Annotated in this window: 14 protein-coding genes; 10 read left to right on the plus strand and 4 right to left on the minus strand. The window is 66.5% G+C overall.

All coding sequences use genetic code 11. The features are described 5' to 3' along the window. The first annotated feature begins 11 nt into the window (after positions 1-11). Positions 12-1430, plus strand: coding sequence for an SLC13 family permease (locus tag ACNSN7_RS00205; RefSeq protein WP_418279834.1), 1419 nt, complete (start codon positions 12-14; stop codon positions 1428-1430). Between the two features lie 89 nt (positions 1431-1519). After that, positions 1520-2749, plus strand: coding sequence for an FAD-dependent monooxygenase (locus ACNSN7_RS00210; RefSeq protein WP_418279835.1), 1230 nt, complete (start codon positions 1520-1522; stop codon positions 2747-2749). A 444-nt stretch (positions 2750-3193) separates the two neighbouring features. Here ACNSN7_RS00210 and ACNSN7_RS00215 read toward each other — a convergent pair whose 3' ends face one another. Further along, a complete protein-coding gene (locus tag ACNSN7_RS00215) occupies positions 3194-3517 on the minus strand; it encodes a hypothetical protein (protein ID WP_418279836.1) in 324 nt (107 codons plus the stop codon). A 138-nt stretch (positions 3518-3655) separates the two neighbouring features. On the opposite strand from ACNSN7_RS00215, the gene ACNSN7_RS00220 reads away from it, so the two are divergent. The 4 genes from ACNSN7_RS00220 to ACNSN7_RS00235 all read left to right on the plus strand — a co-directional run bounded on the left by ACNSN7_RS00220 (position 3656) and on the right by ACNSN7_RS00235 (position 8415). Continuing rightward, positions 3656-5143 carry an aldehyde dehydrogenase family protein gene (locus ACNSN7_RS00220; protein ID WP_418279837.1) on the plus strand — a complete coding sequence of 496 codons (1488 nt, stop codon included), beginning with the start codon at positions 3656-3658 and terminating at the stop codon, positions 5141-5143. 96 nt (positions 5144-5239) lie between these two features. Beyond that, on the plus strand, positions 5240-6001 hold the full coding sequence (locus tag ACNSN7_RS00225; RefSeq protein WP_418279838.1) for an IclR family transcriptional regulator: 762 nt from the start codon (positions 5240-5242) through the stop codon (positions 5999-6001). Positions 6002-6067: 66 nt separating this feature from the next. Then, positions 6068-6559 carry a gamma carbonic anhydrase family protein gene (locus ACNSN7_RS00230; protein WP_418279839.1) on the plus strand — a complete coding sequence of 164 codons (492 nt, stop codon included), beginning with the start codon at positions 6068-6070 and terminating at the stop codon, positions 6557-6559. A gap of 629 nt (positions 6560-7188) precedes the next feature. Beyond that, positions 7189-8415 carry an ABC transporter substrate-binding protein gene (locus ACNSN7_RS00235; RefSeq protein WP_418279840.1) on the plus strand — a complete coding sequence of 409 codons (1227 nt, stop codon included), beginning with the start codon at positions 7189-7191 and terminating at the stop codon, positions 8413-8415. A 77-nt stretch (positions 8416-8492) separates the two neighbouring features. Here ACNSN7_RS00235 and ACNSN7_RS00240 read toward each other — a convergent pair whose 3' ends face one another. Beyond that, on the minus strand, positions 8493-9248 hold the full coding sequence (locus ACNSN7_RS00240; protein ID WP_418279841.1) for an IclR family transcriptional regulator: 756 nt from the start codon (positions 9246-9248) through the stop codon (positions 8493-8495). A 144-nt stretch (positions 9249-9392) separates the two neighbouring features. On the opposite strand from ACNSN7_RS00240, the gene ACNSN7_RS00245 reads away from it, so the two are divergent. The 4 genes from ACNSN7_RS00245 to ACNSN7_RS00260 are packed head-to-tail and all read left to right on the plus strand — an operon-like array spanning position 9393 to position 14761. Next, the gene (locus ACNSN7_RS00245) at positions 9393-11339 is read left to right on the plus strand and encodes a 3-hydroxyacyl-CoA dehydrogenase/enoyl-CoA hydratase family protein (protein ID WP_418279842.1); all 1947 of its coding nucleotides are present in this window, start codon (positions 9393-9395) and stop codon (positions 11337-11339) included. Next, positions 11332-12531, plus strand: coding sequence for a thiolase C-terminal domain-containing protein (locus ACNSN7_RS00250; protein WP_418279843.1), 1200 nt, complete (start codon positions 11332-11334; stop codon positions 12529-12531). The genes ACNSN7_RS00245 and ACNSN7_RS00250 overlap by 8 nt, the downstream gene beginning before the upstream one ends. Continuing rightward, a complete protein-coding gene (locus ACNSN7_RS00255; protein WP_418279844.1) occupies positions 12528-13139 on the plus strand; it encodes a Zn-ribbon domain-containing OB-fold protein in 612 nt (203 codons plus the stop codon). Before ACNSN7_RS00250 ends, ACNSN7_RS00255 begins: the two co-directional genes overlap by 4 nt. After that, complete coding sequence (locus ACNSN7_RS00260; RefSeq protein ID WP_418279845.1) at positions 13136-14761, plus strand: long-chain fatty acid--CoA ligase; 1626 nt, start codon at positions 13136-13138, stop codon at positions 14759-14761. Before ACNSN7_RS00255 ends, ACNSN7_RS00260 begins: the two co-directional genes overlap by 4 nt. Before the next feature lie 369 nt (positions 14762-15130). On the opposite strand, the gene ACNSN7_RS00265 is transcribed toward ACNSN7_RS00260, so the two are convergent. Both ACNSN7_RS00265 and ACNSN7_RS00270 read right to left on the minus strand, forming a co-directional pair. Further along, positions 15131-16396 (minus strand): Zn-dependent hydrolase, encoded by a 1266-nt coding sequence (locus ACNSN7_RS00265; protein ID WP_418279846.1) that lies wholly within the window; start codon positions 16394-16396, stop codon positions 15131-15133. Between the two features lie 54 nt (positions 16397-16450). Next, positions 16451-17854 carry a CRTAC1 family protein gene (locus ACNSN7_RS00270; RefSeq protein ID WP_418279847.1) on the minus strand — a complete coding sequence of 468 codons (1404 nt, stop codon included), beginning with the start codon at positions 17852-17854 and terminating at the stop codon, positions 16451-16453. Positions 17855-17900 lie beyond the last annotated feature (46 nt).

Here is a 17900-nt window from a genome sequence, read left to right on the forward strand (position 1 = left end):
CCCGATCCGACGTGTTCGAAACCCTCTCCGACGGTGTGAGCCGACCGTGGGTAGCGTTTCCGCTTGCGATCGCGACCGCCATCGCGACGGTCGCACTCCTCGGAGGCGACGCCGGCGCGATGGCGGGGATCACCGCGGCGTGTATCCTGCTCTGGGTGCTCACTCCGGTTCCGCCCGCCTACACGGGAATCCTTGCGATCGGTGCGCTCGCGGCCGTGTTCTCGCCGACGCTCGCGCTGTCGGGGTTCCAGTCGTCGGCGACGTGGCTCGTCGGGTTCGGACTGCTCATGGGGATCGCGACGCGGATGAGCGGCCTCGCGGAGCTCGCCGGACGCCGCATCACCGCTCGAAGCGTTCCCCGGTCCGCGAGCGACGACACGCGCCGCGTCTACCGTCGACTGCTGCTCGCGCTGGCACTCGCCGCTCACGCGCTCGCGTTGCTCGTGCCGTCGTCGCTCGTTCGCGTGCTGCTGCTGGCTCCGGTCCTCGTCGAGATCGGAGCGCGGTTCGAGTCGCGGCGCGCGCGCATCGGTCTGTATCTCGGCCCGCTGTTCGCGACGTTTTACGGTTCGGCCGGGGTGTTGACCGCGGACCTCCCGAACATCATCATCTCGGGACTCGGCGCGTCCGTCGCCGACCACCCGATCTCGTGGACCGAGTGGCTCGTTCATATGTACCCGGTGATGGGGCTCACGAGAGTGCTGCTCGTCGTCGCCGTCGTGTACGCGCTGTTCCGGCCGGAGCCGAACACGAGCGTGGCGATCGATGGCGTCGCGATCGGGACCGACACCGGGTGCGACGTCGACGGAAGCGGAGACGACGGATCCGCGCGTCGAATGCTCGCGTTCCTGCTCGTCGGCGGGGGGATCTGGGTGACGGACTTCCTCCACGGGCTCGACCCGGTCGTCGGCGCGGTCGTCGTCGTCGCCCTCGCGTTCCTTCCGGGGGTCGGTGTCGTCGAGTTCGACGTCGTCGGACGCGAGCTCGACGTCTCCGTGCTGTTCTTCATCGCGGCCGTCCTGGCGCTCGGCGACGGACTCGCCGCGACCGGGCTCTCGGAACGCGCCGCGACCGGGCTGCTCGGGACGGTCCCCGCGGACGTACCCCTCGCCGTCTCGCTCCTCTTGGTGTTCGCGACGACCGTCCTGTTGGCGTTCTCGATGGAGGGACTGGCCGTCGCGAGCGTGCTCACGCCCGTCGTGATCACGTACGCGGAGACCGCCGGACTGCCGCTCACTCCGGTGTTGATGATCGAGGCGCTCGGACTCAGTACGTACTTCTTCCCGTATCAGTCGGCCGTGCTGATCGCGATGCTCGCGGAGGGCGACGTCGAGACCGGCGAGCTGATACGGACGACCGCCGCCTGCTCGCTCGCGACGGTCCTCGTCCTGTTGCCGCTTCAGCTCGCGTGGTTCACGCTGCTGTACTGAGCCGTGCTCGCCGACGACCGCGAGGGTCGGTACGGGCCGCCCGACCGCAAACGCTTTGGGTATGGTATGACAATGCGAACCCAGACGTCATGAGCGACAACAGTACGGACGCACCGGTGCTTATCGCCGGTGCCGGTCCGGTGGGGATGACGACGGCGCTTGCACTGCACGCCCGCGGGGTGGAATCGACGATCCTGGAACGCGACCCGGAGGACAGGGACCGGTCCGGGAGCCGGGCGATCTACATACACGGATCGACGCTTCGGACGCTCGAACGGGTCCATCCGGGGCTCGGAACGCGGATGGTCGACAACGGGCTCGTGTGGCCGACGCGGCACACGCGCTGGCGCGGGAAGCAGGTGTTCCGTCGGACGTACGAATCGCTCGGCGGCACCGGCGACATCCCGCATTTCACCAGCGTTCCACAGGAGTGGACCGAGGAGTACATGCACGACGCGCTCGACGAGGTAGGTATCGATATCCACTGGGAGACGGGCGTCGAGCACGTCGAGAGCGACGCCGACGGCGTGTACGTCGAGACCGCGGACGGTCGGGAGTGGGAGGCGGAGTACCTCGTGGGAGCCGACGGCGGCGGGTCGACGGTCCGCAAGGAGATCGGCGCGGAGTTCGAGGGGTCACAGTCGAAGAACCACTTCATCATTGCCGACGTCGAGGCCGACGACGACGACCCCCTCCCCTGTGAGCGACTGTTCCACTACGACGCGCCCGAGGTGGACGGCCGCAACGTCATGCTCGTTCCGTTCACTGGCGGGTGGCGGCTCGACATTCAGTGTTTCGAGGACGACGACGTCGAGGAGCTCGCCTCCGACGAGCGGATGAGCGAGATCGCCGCGGACGTGATGGGCGACCGCTACGCGGACCGCGTGAAATGGGTCTCGACGTACCAGTTCCTCCAAGTGATGGCGGACACGTTCGTCGACGACGACCGGCGGGTACTGCTCGCCGGGGAGTCCGCCCACCTGCTCGCGCCGTTCGGTGCGCGCGGGATGAACTCCGGGGTCGCCGACGCGGACGAGGCCGCCTCCGCGATCGCGGTCGCGCTCGACGCGAAACACGAGGCCGTCGCCCGCGACGAGATCGAACTGTTCGCGGCACGCCGGGAGACGGCCGCGGAGTACAACCTGAATGCGGCCGGGCAAGCGCTCGAGTACCTGCAGGGTGACGATCCGGTCACCGTCCTTCGCAAGGAAGTCGCCGCCGAGCTCGCGGACAACTTCGAGGTCGCCGGCGAGTACCTCGACGACGCGCCGTACGGTCCCCACGACGCGCCGCCGATCGTCTCGACCGGCAACTACTGAACGACGGTCCCACGTACGGGATCGCTCCGTGACCGTCCGCTCCGATCCCGAACGCGGAACGGCCACGGGAACCGGGTGACGATCGCTTATAAATCGACCGCGATATACACCGTGACCCCGGCCGTGTCTGCAGACCGGTTCGTGTGCGGTGGCGCGCGCGCGTTCCTCGCGCGCGAGGGAGTCAGGGGCGGCCGCCGAGCGGTTCCGGCGGCCGCCCCTGACGAGGCTGGGGAGGCGCGAGGCTCCAGTGCCGTGCGGTGGGGAGGGGCTCTGCAGGCGGTCGATACCCGCGACGCGGGAGCGATTCACTGATCAGCCAGTCATGCGCGAACGACTGAGTGCTTATAAACTCCTCATCGCGCGTTCGTGAGCGATCCGCTCCCGTCGTCCCGGATCGGTGCCTCGTCCGACCTCGTTCGCACGTCGCCGTATCCGGCGCGGCGGTTACGCGAGGTCGAGCCGCTTGGCGACCCAGTGGTCCCGGCCGGCCATCACGAACGCCTCCTCGTCGTCGAAGTCGGTCGATTCGGCGACGAACTCGTCCCAGTCGCCGTGGCCCACGTACCCTAACTCGTCACCGTCGGCGGCGTCCGAGGGGCTCGCGGCCACCAGCTCGTCGAACGTCGCGAACGCCGTGTGCTCGCTCACGAACGCGTCGTCGAACACGTCCGCGAGCGGGATCGATTCCGACTCGTCGTACACGTCCTCCGCGCTCGGGAGTTCGTCGTGCGACTCCGCCGCGTCTTCGAGGTCCGTCTGCAACACCATACAACGCCGTGCGATCCGAACCCATGTAAATCCATCCCATGTCGGTTCCGACCGTCGGTCGGAGCCAGTTGACGGATCCGCTGGTGACACAGTCGTTACCACACTACTATATGCGAGAAACGACATCATTCAGACGGTATGCCGGAATCAATCTCACCGACGGCGAACTGGGAATCGATGTACATCGACGGCGAATGGGTCCCCACGTCGAACGGGAGCGCAATCGACGTCGAGGACCCCTCGACGCGGGAGGTGTTCGCGTCGGTCCCCGCGGGAACCGAGTCGGACGTCGACGCGGCCTACGAGGCGGCCGCCGCCGCGAGCGAGGAGTGGGGAGCCGCACCGCCCGCCGCGCGACAGGAGGTCGTCGAGCAGTTCCAGCACGCGCTCGCCGAACACGAGGCGGAACTGATCGAGGTCATGAGCCACGAGGCCGGCGGCACCGCCGGCTACGGACATACGGCTCACCACCTCGCCTCCGATCAGGCGGCGGAGGCCGCGACCCTCCCGCGACGGATGAAGGGCGAACACGCGACGTCGAACATCCCCGGGAAAGAGCACGTCGTCCAGCGGGAGCCGAAGGGCGTCGTCACCGTCATCTCGCCGTGGAACTTCCCGCTGAACCTCTCCGCACGAGCGGTCCTGCCGGCGATCGCCGCCGGGAACTCCGTCGTGCTCAAACCCGCGACGAACACGCCGATCACGGGCGGCCTCCTCTTCGCGAAGCTGTTCGAGGAGACCGACCTCCCGCCGGGCGTGTTGAACGTCGTCACCGGACGCGGCTCGGAGATCGGTGACCGCGTCGCGAGCCATCCCAAAAGCGACGTGGTCGCGTTCACCGGCTCGACAGAGGTCGGTCGGGACGTGGCCGCCGCCGCGGGGCGCAACCTCGCGACGCCCGCGATGGAACTCGGCGGCAACAACGCCCACATCGTCACCGCCGATGCGGATCTCGACCGCGCGATCGACGGCGCGGTGTTCGGATCGTTCATCCACCAGGGCCAGGTGTGCATCTCGATCAACCGCCACGTCGTCCACGAGGACGTGTACGACGAGTACGTTTCGCGGCTCGTCGACCGCGCGGAGTCGCTCGTCGCCGGCAGCGCACACGACGAGGTGCACCTCGGACCGATCATCGACGAGTCCCAACGCGATCAGATGCTCGGATACGTCGAGGAGACCGTCGCGGCCGGCGCGACGCTCGAAACCGGCGGCGGGATCGTCGACCTCGACGGCGTCGACGATTCACTGGTCGTCGAACCGACCGTGCTCTCCGGAGTCACCAACGAGATGGCGGCCGCCTGCAACGAGCACTTCGGTCCGATCGCGCCGGTCATTCCGTTCGCGGACGTCGACGAGGCGGTCGCGATCGCGAACGACACCGAGTTCGGTCTCTCCGGGTCCGTTCACGCGGGCGATCTCGGGACCGCGAAGTCGATCGCCGATCGGATGGAGACGGGCATGGTCCACATCGGCGACCAGCCCATCAACGACGAGGCGCACGTCCCGTTCAGCGGTACCGGTGCGTCCGGCGTCGGCGGCTACAACACCGACGAGTTCCTGCGTGAAGTGACCGAGACGAAGTGGATCTCGATCCAACACGAGCCGCGCGAGTATCCGTTCTGAGCGGGGATCCGCGCTCCGATCCGGAACCGATCCGTGGATCGTGTTCACGAACAGCGAACACGAGATTTTTTAATCGTCGCTATCCAGTACTCGCGCATGAACGAATCGGACCCCCAAACGGTACAGGCGGTCGAAACGACGTTCGCGGTCATCGACGTTCTACAGCGGCGCGATGGCGCGGGTGTAACGGAGATCGCGACGGAGCTCGGGCTCTCGAAGAGCTCGGTCCACAAGCACCTCGCGACGCTGGTCAACCAGCGGTGCGTCGTGAAAGACGATGGCGAGTACCGGCTCGGGCTGGAGCTGTTCCAGTACGGCTCGTACGTCCGAGACCAGTACGACGTGTTTCACAAGGCGAAACCGCGCGTGCGCGAACTCGCCGAGGAGACCGGCGAGATGGTGTGGCTGATAGTCGAGGAGAACGGGATGGCGATGTACCTGTTCGGGGATGGCGGCTCGCTCGACATCAACGTCGACTCGTTGGTCGGCACGTGGACGCACCTCCATCTCAACTCCGGCGGCAAGGCGATCCTCTCGGAGCTTCCGGAGGAACGCGTCCGAGCGATCGTGGACGACTACGGACTCCCGAAGCGAACTTCCGAGACGATCACCGACGTCGACGACCTGCTCGCGGAACTGGAGCGGACTCGTGAACGCGGATACGCGCTCAATCTGGAGGAGGACCTGAAGGGGATCCACGCGATCGGCGCACCGATCGTCCACCGGAACGAGGTGCAGGGCGCGCTGTCGATAGCGGGCGCGGCGACCCGTCTGACCGAGCAGCGCTGTCACGACGAGTACGCGGATCGCCTGCTCACGGCGGTCAACGACCTCGAGCTGAACCTGACGTATAAGTAGGTGAGTTCGTCCGCTGCGGACGCGATAGGAGGTAACGCTTTACATGGCGAATGCGACGTGCGAGTCATGTTCAAGTCGTTCGATGGGAACACCCCGGACGTCTCGGCGGAAGCGTACGTTGCCGATCTGACCTATCTCGCAGGGGACGTGAGCGTCGAGCGCGGTGCGAGCGTCTGGCCGTTCGTGTGTCTCCGCGGCGACCACGGACCGGTATCCATCGGCGAAGAAACGAACGTCCAGGAGTTCACGACCGTCCACGGAGCCTCGCTCGGCGATCGCGTGTCCGTCGGCCACGGGGCCGTCGTCGATTTCGCGACCGTCGAGGACGACTGTCTGATCGGCATGCAGTCATCGGTCCTCCGGGGTGCGACCGTCGAATCCGGCTGTATCGTCGCCGCCAACGCCGTCGTACTGGGAGAACAGACGATCCCCGAGGGACACTTGGCGTACGGGACTCCCGCGGAGACCCGACCGCTGACCGACGATCAGATCGCCGAGATCGACCGTGTGAGGGAACACTACGTGGAGCTCGGACGTCGGTTCGCGGACGATCACTGACGGCCCGCCGTGTGGCGTCGTACCGGACACGGTATGGGCCCGGTGCGGATTCGACGAGGGCCGATGAGGGCCGGCGACGGCGGTCGCTCGATCGCGCCCTCGTGTTTCTCGATGGAGAACAGATACTGATCGATCGTGACGTATTCGCTCGCGTGTTACGACGGTACACGTGTAAACGGATCCGGAGATACCGGGACATACCGGCTGATCGGAGCGGGTGAGAGACCGCTATCGGCGATCCATGGATCCCGACCCGGCGTCGACAGCCGTCGGATCGAATCGATCGAACGCGAGATGCGTTCGCGTAGTGGAAACGATTCTCGCACCGAAGCGGGGATCGGGACCCGTGAACGCACGAGCCCGGTCGGATATCTCGAACATCGAGTGGCTCGCTGGAGTAGCATTACACTATTACGGATGTGAGAAGATTGCCCGTTCTACGATGAACGATCATGTATTATACGGCCGCGTTCGATATATCCGACCGGAAACGTCCGAAGCGAACGGAACCTCTCATCGATAAACGTCGAAGCGAACGGCGTCTCTCATCGGTCCGTGGCCGCGCGACGTCCGACTCACAGCGCGAACCAGCAAAAGTTATAAGTAGTACGTCCGCTATCGCATCTACCATGCGGACGCATACCAATAGTGCTGTCCCGACAGTGGACCGTCGTCGATTCCTCGAGCTGACCGGCGGAAGCGTCGGTGCGGCGGCGCTCGCCGGTTGTCTCGGCGGCGATGACGAGGAAGACGAGATACTCGTTGGCGGACTCCAGCCGTACACGGGGCCGTTCTCCGAGGTCGCCCAGGAGTTCGAGAACGGGTTCGAGTTCGCGCTCTCGGGGATCAACGCGGACGGGGGCGTTCTCGGGCGGGAGTTGGTGTTCGACGGGGTCGATACCGAAACGAGTTCGGGGGAGGCGGTGTCCATCGGGACACAGATGATCGAACGCGACGGTGCCGTCGCGCTAACGGGTCCGATCTCCAGCGACGTCGGGATCCAGATCGCCAACCTCGCCGAGGAACAGGAGGTTCCGGTCGTGTTCAATCAGGTCGGAAGTCACGCCGCGATAGACCGTGAGTCACGGTTCTCGTACCGGCTGGGACTGTTACCGGCCCCGACGACTGCCGCCGCACAGGCGCAGTTCATCGAGGCGAACGAGTTCGACACCGTCCGAGCGATCATCGCGGATTACGCGTACGGGCGAGCGTTCGAGACGGCGATCGAATCGGAGTTCCCGGACGACATCGACATGGACACGGTCGTCGCTCCGTTCGGGGAGGACGACTTCGTCCCGTATCTGCGCGACATGCCCGACGACCTCGACGTGTTGATCGCGACGTCACACCCCGCGGGGGCGATGAGCATCTTCCGACAGCAGCGGGAGCTCGACGTCGACCCGGAGTACGTGCTCGGAAACTCCGAGGCGAACCCGGTCTGGAACGTTCTCGGCGAGGACGTCACGGAGGGCTGGCTCAGCGTTCACCAGCCGTATCCGTACTCCTCGGAGTACCGAACGGTCGCCGAGGAGTTCTCCGAGGAGACGGGCGATTACTTCGGGATCCTCGCTTCCCTCGGGTACGTCGCAGCCGAGCTGATCGCCACGGCCATCGAGGACGCGGGCGAGGCCGACCCCGTCGCCGTCTCCGAGGCGATCCGCGGGGCGGAACTGGAGTCGTTGTTCGCCGAGCCGGTACAGTACACGGAGTGGGGCGAACTACAGGGGAAACGGCAGGTTCTCAGCTCCTTCGAGACCGGCGCGCCGGACCACCATGCCGACGGCGAGTTCCACCTGGAGGAGGCGTTCGTCTCGGAGCCGCTGGACGGGTTCGATCCGAACGACTACGACCTGTGAGGCAGGGTGCGTCTCGTGGGCTGTAAAGCGGAGTGCGTCTCGTGAGAGGGGACCGCGCTCCCGTGAGCGCGGAGCGCTCAGTTGCTGTACTGGTAGCTGACCTCGACGGTGTTCGAGGCCTCGCGGACGTATCGGATCAGTTCCTCCCTGTACGAGTGATTCTGGAGTCGATCGGTCGGCGCGATGATCGCGATGCTGCCGAGCACCTCGTCGTCGACGAGGATCGGCGCGGCGACGACGCCCATCCCCGTGACCTGTTGGTCCCAATCGTACGCGTACGTCCGGTCCCGGACCGTCGCCAGTTCTTCACGCAGGTCCTCGGGGTCGGTGATCGTTCGCTCGGTCATCGCTTCGAGGTCGCCGGCGAGTATCTCGTCGCGGCGGTCGGCCGGCAGGTACGCGAGGACGGCCTTCCCGGCTGCATGCGCGTGGATCGGCGTCGTCATCCCCGGATACAGCCCGAGTCGGAGGGACTGATCGCCCATCGCGTGATGGAGCGTCACCGAGTGACCGTTCTCCTCGATGCTCACGTCGACGATCTCTCCCGTCTCGTCCGCGAGACGCTCGACCTCGGGTTTCGCGACGTGGAACAGGCGGCTCCGGTGTTTGAGACGCCCACCCATGGTCAGAAACCGGTAGCTCACGCGGTACGTCCCGCCCTCGTTGACCGTGTAGCCCGCGTTCGTCAGGGTCCGAAGGTATCCGTGGACGGTCCCCTTCGGGACGTCGAGTCGCTCCGCGACCTCCGTCGGGCCGGCACCGTTCAGGTCCCAGAGGAGTTCGAGGACCTCCAGCGCCCGTTCGACCGTCGATAGTTCGGAGTTGCCGTCCATACGACGACCAACGCGACAGGGGCTTAAAACCGTCCCGTCGACCCACGGTCGTCGATCGGCGGTGCCAACGAGTGCCGGGTTCGTCGTGACGCCGACCAGCGGGACGGCGGTAGATATATGTGCCCGTGTTCCAAGATCGAATCGATGGAGACCGACATTGAGAGCCTCGCAGTTCTCGGAGCCGGAAGCATGGGCCACGGCATCACCGAGGTGGCTGCCATCGCCGGCTACGACGTCGTGATGCGCGACATCGAGGAGGACCTCGTCGAGGACGGCTACGAACGCATCGAGTGGAGCCTCGGCAAGCTCGCCGAGAAGGGGCGGATCGAGGAGGATCCCGACGACGTGCTCGATCGGATCGACACGGCGGTCGATCTGGCCGCCGCCGTCGCCGACGCTGACCTCGTGATCGAGGCGGCACCGGAGATCCTCGAACTCAAGCGAGAGATATTCGCCGACGTCGACGACGCGACCGCCGACGGAACGATCATCGCGACGAACACGTCGAGCCTTCGCGTCGGGGACATCGCGACCGCGACGGAGCGACCGGAGGACTGCTGTGGGCTCCACTTCTTCAACCCGCCGGTGAAGATGGACCTCGTCGAGGTCGTCTCCGGCGAGGGGACCGCCGAATCGACGATCGACGCCGCGACCGAGTTCGTCGAGTCGATCGACAAGACGCCCGTGCTCGTCCGAAAGGACGTCCCGCAGTTCATCGTCAACAACGTGTTGACACCGTACATGGGCGAGGCGGCGTGGATGCTCGACGAGGGCGACGTGAACGTTCCTGCAGTCGACGCGGCCATGGTGTTCCGACGAGGGTATCCGATGGGACCGTTCGAGCTCAACGACTTCGGCGGGATCGACGTCTTCGCACACACTCGCGATCAGTGGGACGACCCCGTCCCCGAATCGATCCGGTCGCGCGTCGACGCGGAGGACCTCGGCCGAAAGACCGGCGCGGGGTTCTACGAGTACGACGGCGGAGACGGCGTCGAATACGAACCGACCCAGGGCGGGGGCGTTGACACCCTGCGTATCGAAGCGCGGATGATAAACGAGGCGGCGCGCCTCGTGGGCGAGGACGTCGCCGAGCCGGCGGACATCGACCTCGCGATGCGGCTCGGCGGCGGTCTCCCCGAAGGGACCTGCCGGACCGGAGACAAACTCGGTCTCGATGCGGTGGCGGCGAAGCTCCGTGAGCTCCATGCCGAGACCGGTGCCGAACGGTACGAGCCGGCCGACTACCTCGTCGAACTGGTCGAGGCCGGACACACCGGTGAGGACGCCGGACGGGGATTTTACGACTACCGCGACGGCGGCCCGTACCACTACGTGAGCCACGACCTGACCGACGACGGGGTGCTGGAGGTGACGTTCGACCGGGAGGAACGCCTCAACGCCTTCTCGACGGACATGTTCGCCGAGGTCCAGCGCCTCCTCGAGACCGTCGACGACGAGGCGGTCTCCTGCGTCGTCTTCGAGGGTGCGGGCGATCGGGCGTTCAGCGCCGGTGCCGATATCACTGGATTCACCACGGCCGATCCGACCGATCTGATGGACGTCGACGAGTCCATCCAGGCCATCGCGGAGTTCCCTCGTCCCACCGTCGCGAAGATCGACGGCTTCTGTCTGGGTGCCGGACTGGAGATCGCGCTCGCGTGTGACCTCCGGTACGCCACCGAGGGTTCGACGCTCGGCAGCCCCGAGATCGAACTCGGGCTGATCCCCGGTGGCGGCGGGACCCAGCGGCTCGTTCGGCTCATCGGGGAGCCGCGAACGAAGGAGCTCGTCTATCGCGGACTCCACGTGTCCGCGGAGCGAGCCGCGGAGTGGGGGATACTCAACCGGGCGGTGCCCGAAGCGGAGTTCGCGGACGCCGTCGACGACGCGATCGGCGACCTCGCTGACGGGCCCCAAACCGCACTGAAGGTCGCAAAGCGGGTCATCTCCGACGGGCGAGACGCGAGTCTCGACACCGGCCTCGCGTTGGAGAGTCAGGGCTTCGGTCTCCTGACGACCACGGACGACATGCTCGAAGGCGTCGCGGCGTTCAACGCGGACCGCGAGCCGGAGTTCGGCGATGACTGACGCGACGCGAAACGTCGGGATCGTCGGGGGCGGCCACTCGCGGTGGGGCGTTCGCGAGGCGAGCTACAAGGACCTGATACAGGAGGCCGGGAAGGCGACGTTCGAGGACGTCCCGAACGTGACCCCCGACGACGTGGAGGGCCTGTTCGTCGGCTCCGTCCAGCCCGAACGGTTCGCGTTCCAGACGCACGTCGCGCCGATGGTCTCCGAACTGCTCGGCGTCGACGTGGACGGCATGATCGCCCGGACCGAACTCGCCTGCGCGAGCGGACAGGCGGCGCTTCGGTACGCCTGGCTCGCTATCGCAGCCGGCGAGATCGACACGGCGCTCGTGCTCGGGGTCGAGAAGATGAACCTCCCGCGCGAGCGGATGGGAGAGACGCAGGCCAGCATGACGAACGTGATGGACCGGGAGTTCGACGGCGTCAACGGGCTGAACGCGCCGCCGTACTTCGCGATGGTCGCCCAGCGACACATGCACGAGTACGGCACGACCCGCGAGCAGCTCGCACAGGTCAGCGCGAAGAACAAGAGCCACGCCGCACACAACGAGTTCGCACACTTCCAAGAGGAGGTGTCCGTCGACGACGTCGTCGACTCCTTCGAGCTGTCGCCGCCGCTGTGTCTGTACGACTGCAGCGGCGTCACCGACGGCGCGGCGGGACTCGTGTTGATGAGCGAGGAGAAGGCCCGCGAAACCACCGACGAGATCGCGTGGATCACCGGGAGCGGGCAGTCCTGCTTCGGAGGAAACTCCGTCAACAACCTCCCGTCGATGTCGGCGTGGCCGCAGGCGACGCGGGCGGCCGAGTCCGCCTACGACGACGCCGGCATCGACGACCCGCTCGCGGAGCTCGACGTCGCCGAGATCCACGACTGTTTCTCGATCAGCGAGATCCTCGAGTACGAGGACCTCGGCTGGGTCGAGAAGGGAGCGGGCGGACAGTTCGTCGCGGACGGTCGGAGCGCCCTCGACGGCGATATCGGGGTGAACCCGCGAGGGGGGCTGCTCGGGTGCGGCCATCCGTTGGGCGCGACCGGCGTCTCGCAGGCGCTCGAGATATACGACCAGTTCCACGGCCGCGTCCCGGACGCTCGTCGGGTCCCCGACCCGGAGACCGGACTGATACACAACCTGAGCGGGAGCGCGTCGGTCCATAGCGTGATGACGCTCTCGCGGGGGCGACCATGAGCGGACCCGACGACGAGGAGACGGCGAACGGCCAGAGCGACGCCGAGGGGGGGACGGCGAACAGGCGAACCGTCGAGCTCCCGGACTCCGTTGAACTCCCCCGACTGCTCGACTTCTACGAGCTACAGACGGAGGAACACACGGGCATCCACGAGTTCTACGAGAACCTCCGTAACGGACGATTGACGACGACCAAGTGTGGGGACTGCGGCGATCTGCAGTTCCCGCCCCGGATCGTCTGTCCGGCCTGTCAGAGCGACGATCTCGAGTACGTTGCCCTCCCGCACGAGGGGGAACTGTTCGCGTTCTCGACGGTGCGTGCGGGCGCACCGATCGGAATGGAGCAAGCGGTGCCGTTCGTCACCGGAATCGTCGATCTGGGCGATGTCCGCCTCTCGACGCGGATCGACGGCGCGGAGTACGAGGACCTGTCGATCGGCGACCCGGTCGAACTCGAAGTCGTCGAGATCGACGGACCGGTCGATCACGACAGGGTGTTCTACCGGTTCCGGCCACGGGCGGACGACCCGTCCCGCGACCCCAACGGGACGAAGAACGTGGCGGGCGTGAGCGACACCGGCGGATCGAAGCGGGGTGACCTCGAATGAGAGACTACGAACTGACGATAACGACGTTCTTACAGCGCGCGGTGGAGTCGTTCGGCCACAAGGAGATAGTCACCAAACGCCCCGACGGATCGACGCACAGATACACGTACGCCGACGCGTACGACCGGATCTGCCGGCTCGCGAACGCGTTGGACGACTACGGACTCGATCGCGGCGACCGCGTCTCGGTGATGGCGGTCAATCACTACCGGCACTACGAGCTGTACTTCGGTCCCTCCTGTAGCGGTCGAAGTATCCACACGACGAACCATCGGCTGCCCGAACACCACCTCACGGAGATCATCAACGAGGCCGAAGACAGGCTCCTGTTCGTCGACCCCGCGTTCCTCGACACCGTGGAGGCGGTCGCCGAGGGACTCGAAACGGTCGAGCAGTACGTGATCCTCGACGACGCGGTCCCGGAGACGGAACTCGACCCCGTCGTCGATTACGAGTCGTTCATCGACGGCTACGACTCGACGTACGACTGGCCCGATATCGACGAGGAGACCGAGTTCGCGCTGTGTTACACCTCCGGAACGACGGGGCTTCCGAAGGGGGTTCAGTACCGACACCGGCGGATGTTTCTGCACACGCTGGTCCACGGCTCGGCGGACGTGTTCGGCGTCAGCGAGGGCGACACCGTGATGCCGGTCGTGCCGATGTTCCACGTCAACGGGTGGGGGTTCCCGTACTCGGCGACGTTCTTCGGATCGAAGCTCGTGCTCCCGGGTCAGCACACGGACCCCAACGCGGTCGCGGACCTGATCGACGCCGAGGACGTCACGGTGGCTGCGGCGGTGCCGACCGTGTGGATCGAGATGGACGACTACCTCGAAACGTGCGACGGAGCGCCGCTCGACAGCATGGACCGAGTGCTCACCGGGGGGAGCGCGCCGCCGGCGTCACTGATGCGGAAGTTCGAGAACGAGTACGAGGCACCGATCTATCAGGGGTACGGGATGACGGAGGCGTCGCCACACCTCGCGAACACGTTCGAGACGGCGGAGATGCGTGACCTCCCCGAGGAGACGCAGTACGAACTCAAGCGAAAGGCCGGGATCCCCGCGCCGGGCGTCCGGATCCGCCTGCGTGACGAGTCGGGCGACCCGGTGCCGCACGACGGTGAATCCCCCGGGGAGATACACGCTCGGTCCCCGTGGCTCACCGACGGCTACTTCAAGCGCCCCGAGGCCAACGAGGAGTCGTTCACCGACGACGGCTGGTTCAAGACCGGTGACATCGGCACGATCGACGAGTACGGCTACCTCGACGTCGTCGACCGCCTCGACGACGCTATCAAAAGCGGCGGCGAATGGATCTCCTCCGTCGAACTCGAGAACACGCTGATCGAGGCCGACGGCGTGCTGGAGGCCGCGGTCGTGAGCGTTCCTCACGAGACGTGGCGTGAGCGACCGGTCGCGTTCGTCGTCCGCGACGATTCGGTCGCCGACGAGGCGTCCCTCCGCGAGCACTTGCACGCGACGTTCCCAAAGTGGTGGCTCCCCGACCGATTCCAGTTCGTCGCGGAGATCCCGAAGACGACGACGCGGAAGTACGATAAAAAGGACCTCCGGGACCGGTTCGTCGACGAACACGGAGAACTCCCCCTCGACAACTGACCCGAGAATAATATAAAAAATATAGTTAGTAATTTAATCTTATATAAATGAGCAACCTGATGGTCTAGACACACGACCGTCGAGCGATATCCGTCCTGAATCCGTCCGTTCTCCGCGTTCGATGCCGTACTTGACTTCTCGGAGCCCACGCATACGAACGAACGGGCGTAGTGAATGAAACGACGGGAGGACGGATATAAAGGCGGGGAGACAACTGGAGAGCAGATATATGAGTGGATGAAAGACCGCCTGCTCCCATGGGTGTGTGTCTGAAACAGCGGAGTACGACGATCGATGGAGACCTCGGACCGCCCCTCATATATCCAATATACATTATGTGTCCGGGATCGTTATTTAAATATTATATATCTATACTCCTCCCGCCACGGTCGCGATCGCTCCCGCGAGCACCGCGGTTGCCGCCGCACAGTCGTCCCAGTCGGTCCACTCTCGCGGGTTATGTGAGATCCCGTCCCGTGAGGGGGCAAACAGGAGGGCGGCATCGGTGACCCCCGCCACGCGCATCGCGTCGTGGGCCGCGCCGGAGTGAAGGTCCAGAGCGGTGTGATCGGCGTCCGTAGCCGCGTCGTGAGCGGCCGCTCGGAGCCGGTCGCTCATCGGCGTCGGCGAGACGTCGAACGGCCGATCGAACGTCGTCTCGACGCCCCGTTCACGCGCAAGTCGTGTGAGGGAGTCACGGGCCGCGTCGACGATCGTCTCGATCGACTCGACGGTTACGTCCCGAACGTCGACGCCCGCGTCGACCCGGCCGGGAACGACGTTCGTCGCGTTCGGAGAGACGGACAGCGATCCGACGGTTCCGACGGCGGACGGGCTGGACGACTCGACGACGTCGGTGGCCGCTCGCTCGACGTCGAGCACGAACTCGCTGGCGGCCGCGAGCGCGTCGGTTCGATCGCCCATCGCGGTCGCACCCGCGTGGTTCGCCTCCCCGACGATCGTCGCCTCACAGTGCGTGATCCCCGTGATCGTCGTGACGATCCCGGCGTCGACACCGGCTGACTCGAGTGTCGTGTCCTGCTCGACGTGCAGCTCGTAGAAGCCGTCCCAGCGTGCAGGATCGAGCAGCCCGTCGCCGCGATAGCCGATCCGTGAGAGCGCCTCCTCGAGCGTCTCGCCGTCGTCGTTCGCGAAGGCGAGCGTCTCCTCGACGGTCGCCCCGCCGGTCGCCGCCGTGGACCCGACGAGTCCGTCGCCGTAGGTCGCGCCCTCCTCCTCGGTGAAGCTCACGACGAGTACCGGTCGATCGGGCTCGACGGCGGCGTCCTGCATCGCTCGGACCGCTTCGAGCGCCGCGTACACGCCCAGGGGACCGTCGAACATCCCTCCCTCGGGGACGCTGTCGAGGTGGCTTCCGCTCGCGACGGGTGCAGCGTCCGGGTCGGCGGCGTCCGGGATCCACGCTCCAGCCACGTTGCCGACGGCGTCGACGGTCACGTCGAGTCCGACGTCGGTCATCCGGTCGACGAGCCGGTCGCGTGCGCGACGGTTCGGCTCCGTCCCCGTTCGGTTCGTTCGGCCGCGCCGCTCGGGATCGTCGGCATCGATCGCACCGAACGCGGCGTTCGCCTCGATGTCGGCTCTGAGCCGATCCGTGTCGACTGGGAGTCGCATACCGTACGGTTCGGCCGGGAGCTGATAGGGATTATCGTCCGACCTCGCGGCCGATCAGGGACGCACACGCTTCGCGGCGGGATGTGATATCCCGATCTCGGTGTCGGCCGAGCGGGTCTCGACCGTTCGCTCGCGACCGTCCGGCCATCGGACGGTCACCCTCGTCGGCGTCGCCTCCCCGAGCCCGAAGTGCGCGACCGGTTCGGTCTGACAGAGGTAGCCCGCTCCCGAGTCGATCACTCGTCGGTGTACGCCCGACGTCGTCTCCAGTCGAACGACGGCACCGCGTGCGGGGGCTCCGTGTTCCGTCGTGGGACGGACCCGAAGCCAGCCGTTCTCGGCCGCGTCCGGGACCGCGTACACGGAGATCGGTTGGGCAGCGACCTCACCGTGGACGACGAGGAGTTCGAGCACCCCGTCGTCGTCGAGGTCCGCGGCGATCGCTCCCGTCCCGAACCCCTCCGGCTCGGCGGCGTCACCGATCGCCGCGGCCGTCCACTCCGATCCGCCGTCGGAGTCCTCCGCGGCCGGATCGACCCGTTCGAGCAGCCGGTTCGGCTCCCCGAACTGGTTACAGAACAGCTCCTCGCGGCCGTCGTTGTCGAAGTCCGCGGCGACGACGGACCGGACGCTGCCGGCCGTCGAGAGCGCGTCCGGTGCGACGTCGACGAAGGTTCCCGCCGCGTTCCGGCTGCACAGCCGACTCTCCCCTTCCCAGTTGCCCAAGACGACCGCGAAGGAGTCGCCCTCGTCGACGAGCGCGACCCCGCGAGCGTCGCCCTCCGGGTCCGCGAGCGACGGATCGATCTCGACCGGCACGTATCGACCACCCTCGTTCCGGAACAGTCGGTTCGGTCCGCCTTCGATCCCGACGAGGAGATCGATCTCCTCCGAGACGATCGGGCCGGGAAGCAGCGATCGACACCCTCCCTCGACGTCGAGACCGACGTCGGGAGCCATGTCGGAGGCCTCGCCGTCGTCGCCGAGCTCGTAAAAGGCGATCGGCGCGCCGTAGCTCGCGATCGCGACGCCGTAGCGCCCGGTTCCGAGCCGATCGAGCGCGGCGACGGAGCGTCCCGCACGGAAGTTGAGTCTGTCCGCGTTGACCGCGAGCGCGAAGGTGTCGGTCCAGCGGTAGCGGTCCGACTCCAGGCGGTCCAAGAGGAGATCGGAGTCCGCGGTGAGTCCCGCGTAGCTGGCGCAGTTGTGCACGTACACCTCCTCACAGCCGTCGGCGTCGACGTCGGCCGCACACACGCCCATCCCGTGACGGTCGCCGTCGGCGACGATCCCGCAGGCGGTATCGGAGAACCGGCCGTCCGTCCGAGTGTACAGTCGGTTCGGTTCGCCGTAGCCGGCGACGAAGACGAGCGGCCCGTCCCGTCCCGGCGTGACGGCGACGCCGTACCCGCGAACCGGGTCCGCATCGGTGAGCAGCTCCGACCGATCCCGAAACATATCTCACTCTCGCCGCTCGGCGACCATGAACACACGGGTTGTGGCC

The organism is Halorubrum rarum (assembly GCF_048380895.1).
Classification (GTDB): Archaea; Halobacteriota; Halobacteria; order Halobacteriales; family Haloferacaceae; genus Halorubrum.

Excerpts from the sequence above, each read along its gene's own strand:
- ACNSN7_RS00210 (WP_418279835.1), top strand. The coding sequence starts at position 1,520 with ATGAGCGACAACAGTACGGACGCACCGGTGCTTATCGCCGGTGCCGGT.
- ACNSN7_RS00215 (WP_418279836.1), bottom strand. The coding sequence starts at position 3,517 with ATGGTGTTGCAGACGGACCTCGAAGACGCGGCGGAGTCGCACGACGAA.
- ACNSN7_RS00220 (WP_418279837.1), top strand. The coding sequence starts at position 3,656 with ATGCCGGAATCAATCTCACCGACGGCGAACTGGGAATCGATGTACATC.
- ACNSN7_RS00225 (WP_418279838.1), top strand. The coding sequence starts at position 5,240 with ATGAACGAATCGGACCCCCAAACGGTACAGGCGGTCGAAACGACGTTC.
- ACNSN7_RS00230 (WP_418279839.1), top strand. The coding sequence starts at position 6,068 with ATGTTCAAGTCGTTCGATGGGAACACCCCGGACGTCTCGGCGGAAGCG.
- ACNSN7_RS00235 (WP_418279840.1), top strand. The coding sequence starts at position 7,189 with ATGCGGACGCATACCAATAGTGCTGTCCCGACAGTGGACCGTCGTCGA.
- ACNSN7_RS00240 (WP_418279841.1), bottom strand. The coding sequence starts at position 9,248 with ATGGACGGCAACTCCGAACTATCGACGGTCGAACGGGCGCTGGAGGTC.
- ACNSN7_RS00245 (WP_418279842.1), top strand. The coding sequence starts at position 9,393 with ATGGAGACCGACATTGAGAGCCTCGCAGTTCTCGGAGCCGGAAGCATG.
- ACNSN7_RS00250 (WP_418279843.1), top strand. The coding sequence starts at position 11,332 with ATGACTGACGCGACGCGAAACGTCGGGATCGTCGGGGGCGGCCACTCG.
- ACNSN7_RS00255 (WP_418279844.1), top strand. The coding sequence starts at position 12,528 with ATGAGCGGACCCGACGACGAGGAGACGGCGAACGGCCAGAGCGACGCC.
- ACNSN7_RS00260 (WP_418279845.1), top strand. The coding sequence starts at position 13,136 with ATGAGAGACTACGAACTGACGATAACGACGTTCTTACAGCGCGCGGTG.
- ACNSN7_RS00265 (WP_418279846.1), bottom strand. The coding sequence starts at position 16,396 with ATGCGACTCCCAGTCGACACGGATCGGCTCAGAGCCGACATCGAGGCG.
- ACNSN7_RS00270 (WP_418279847.1), bottom strand. The coding sequence starts at position 17,854 with ATGTTTCGGGATCGGTCGGAGCTGCTCACCGATGCGGACCCGGTTCGC.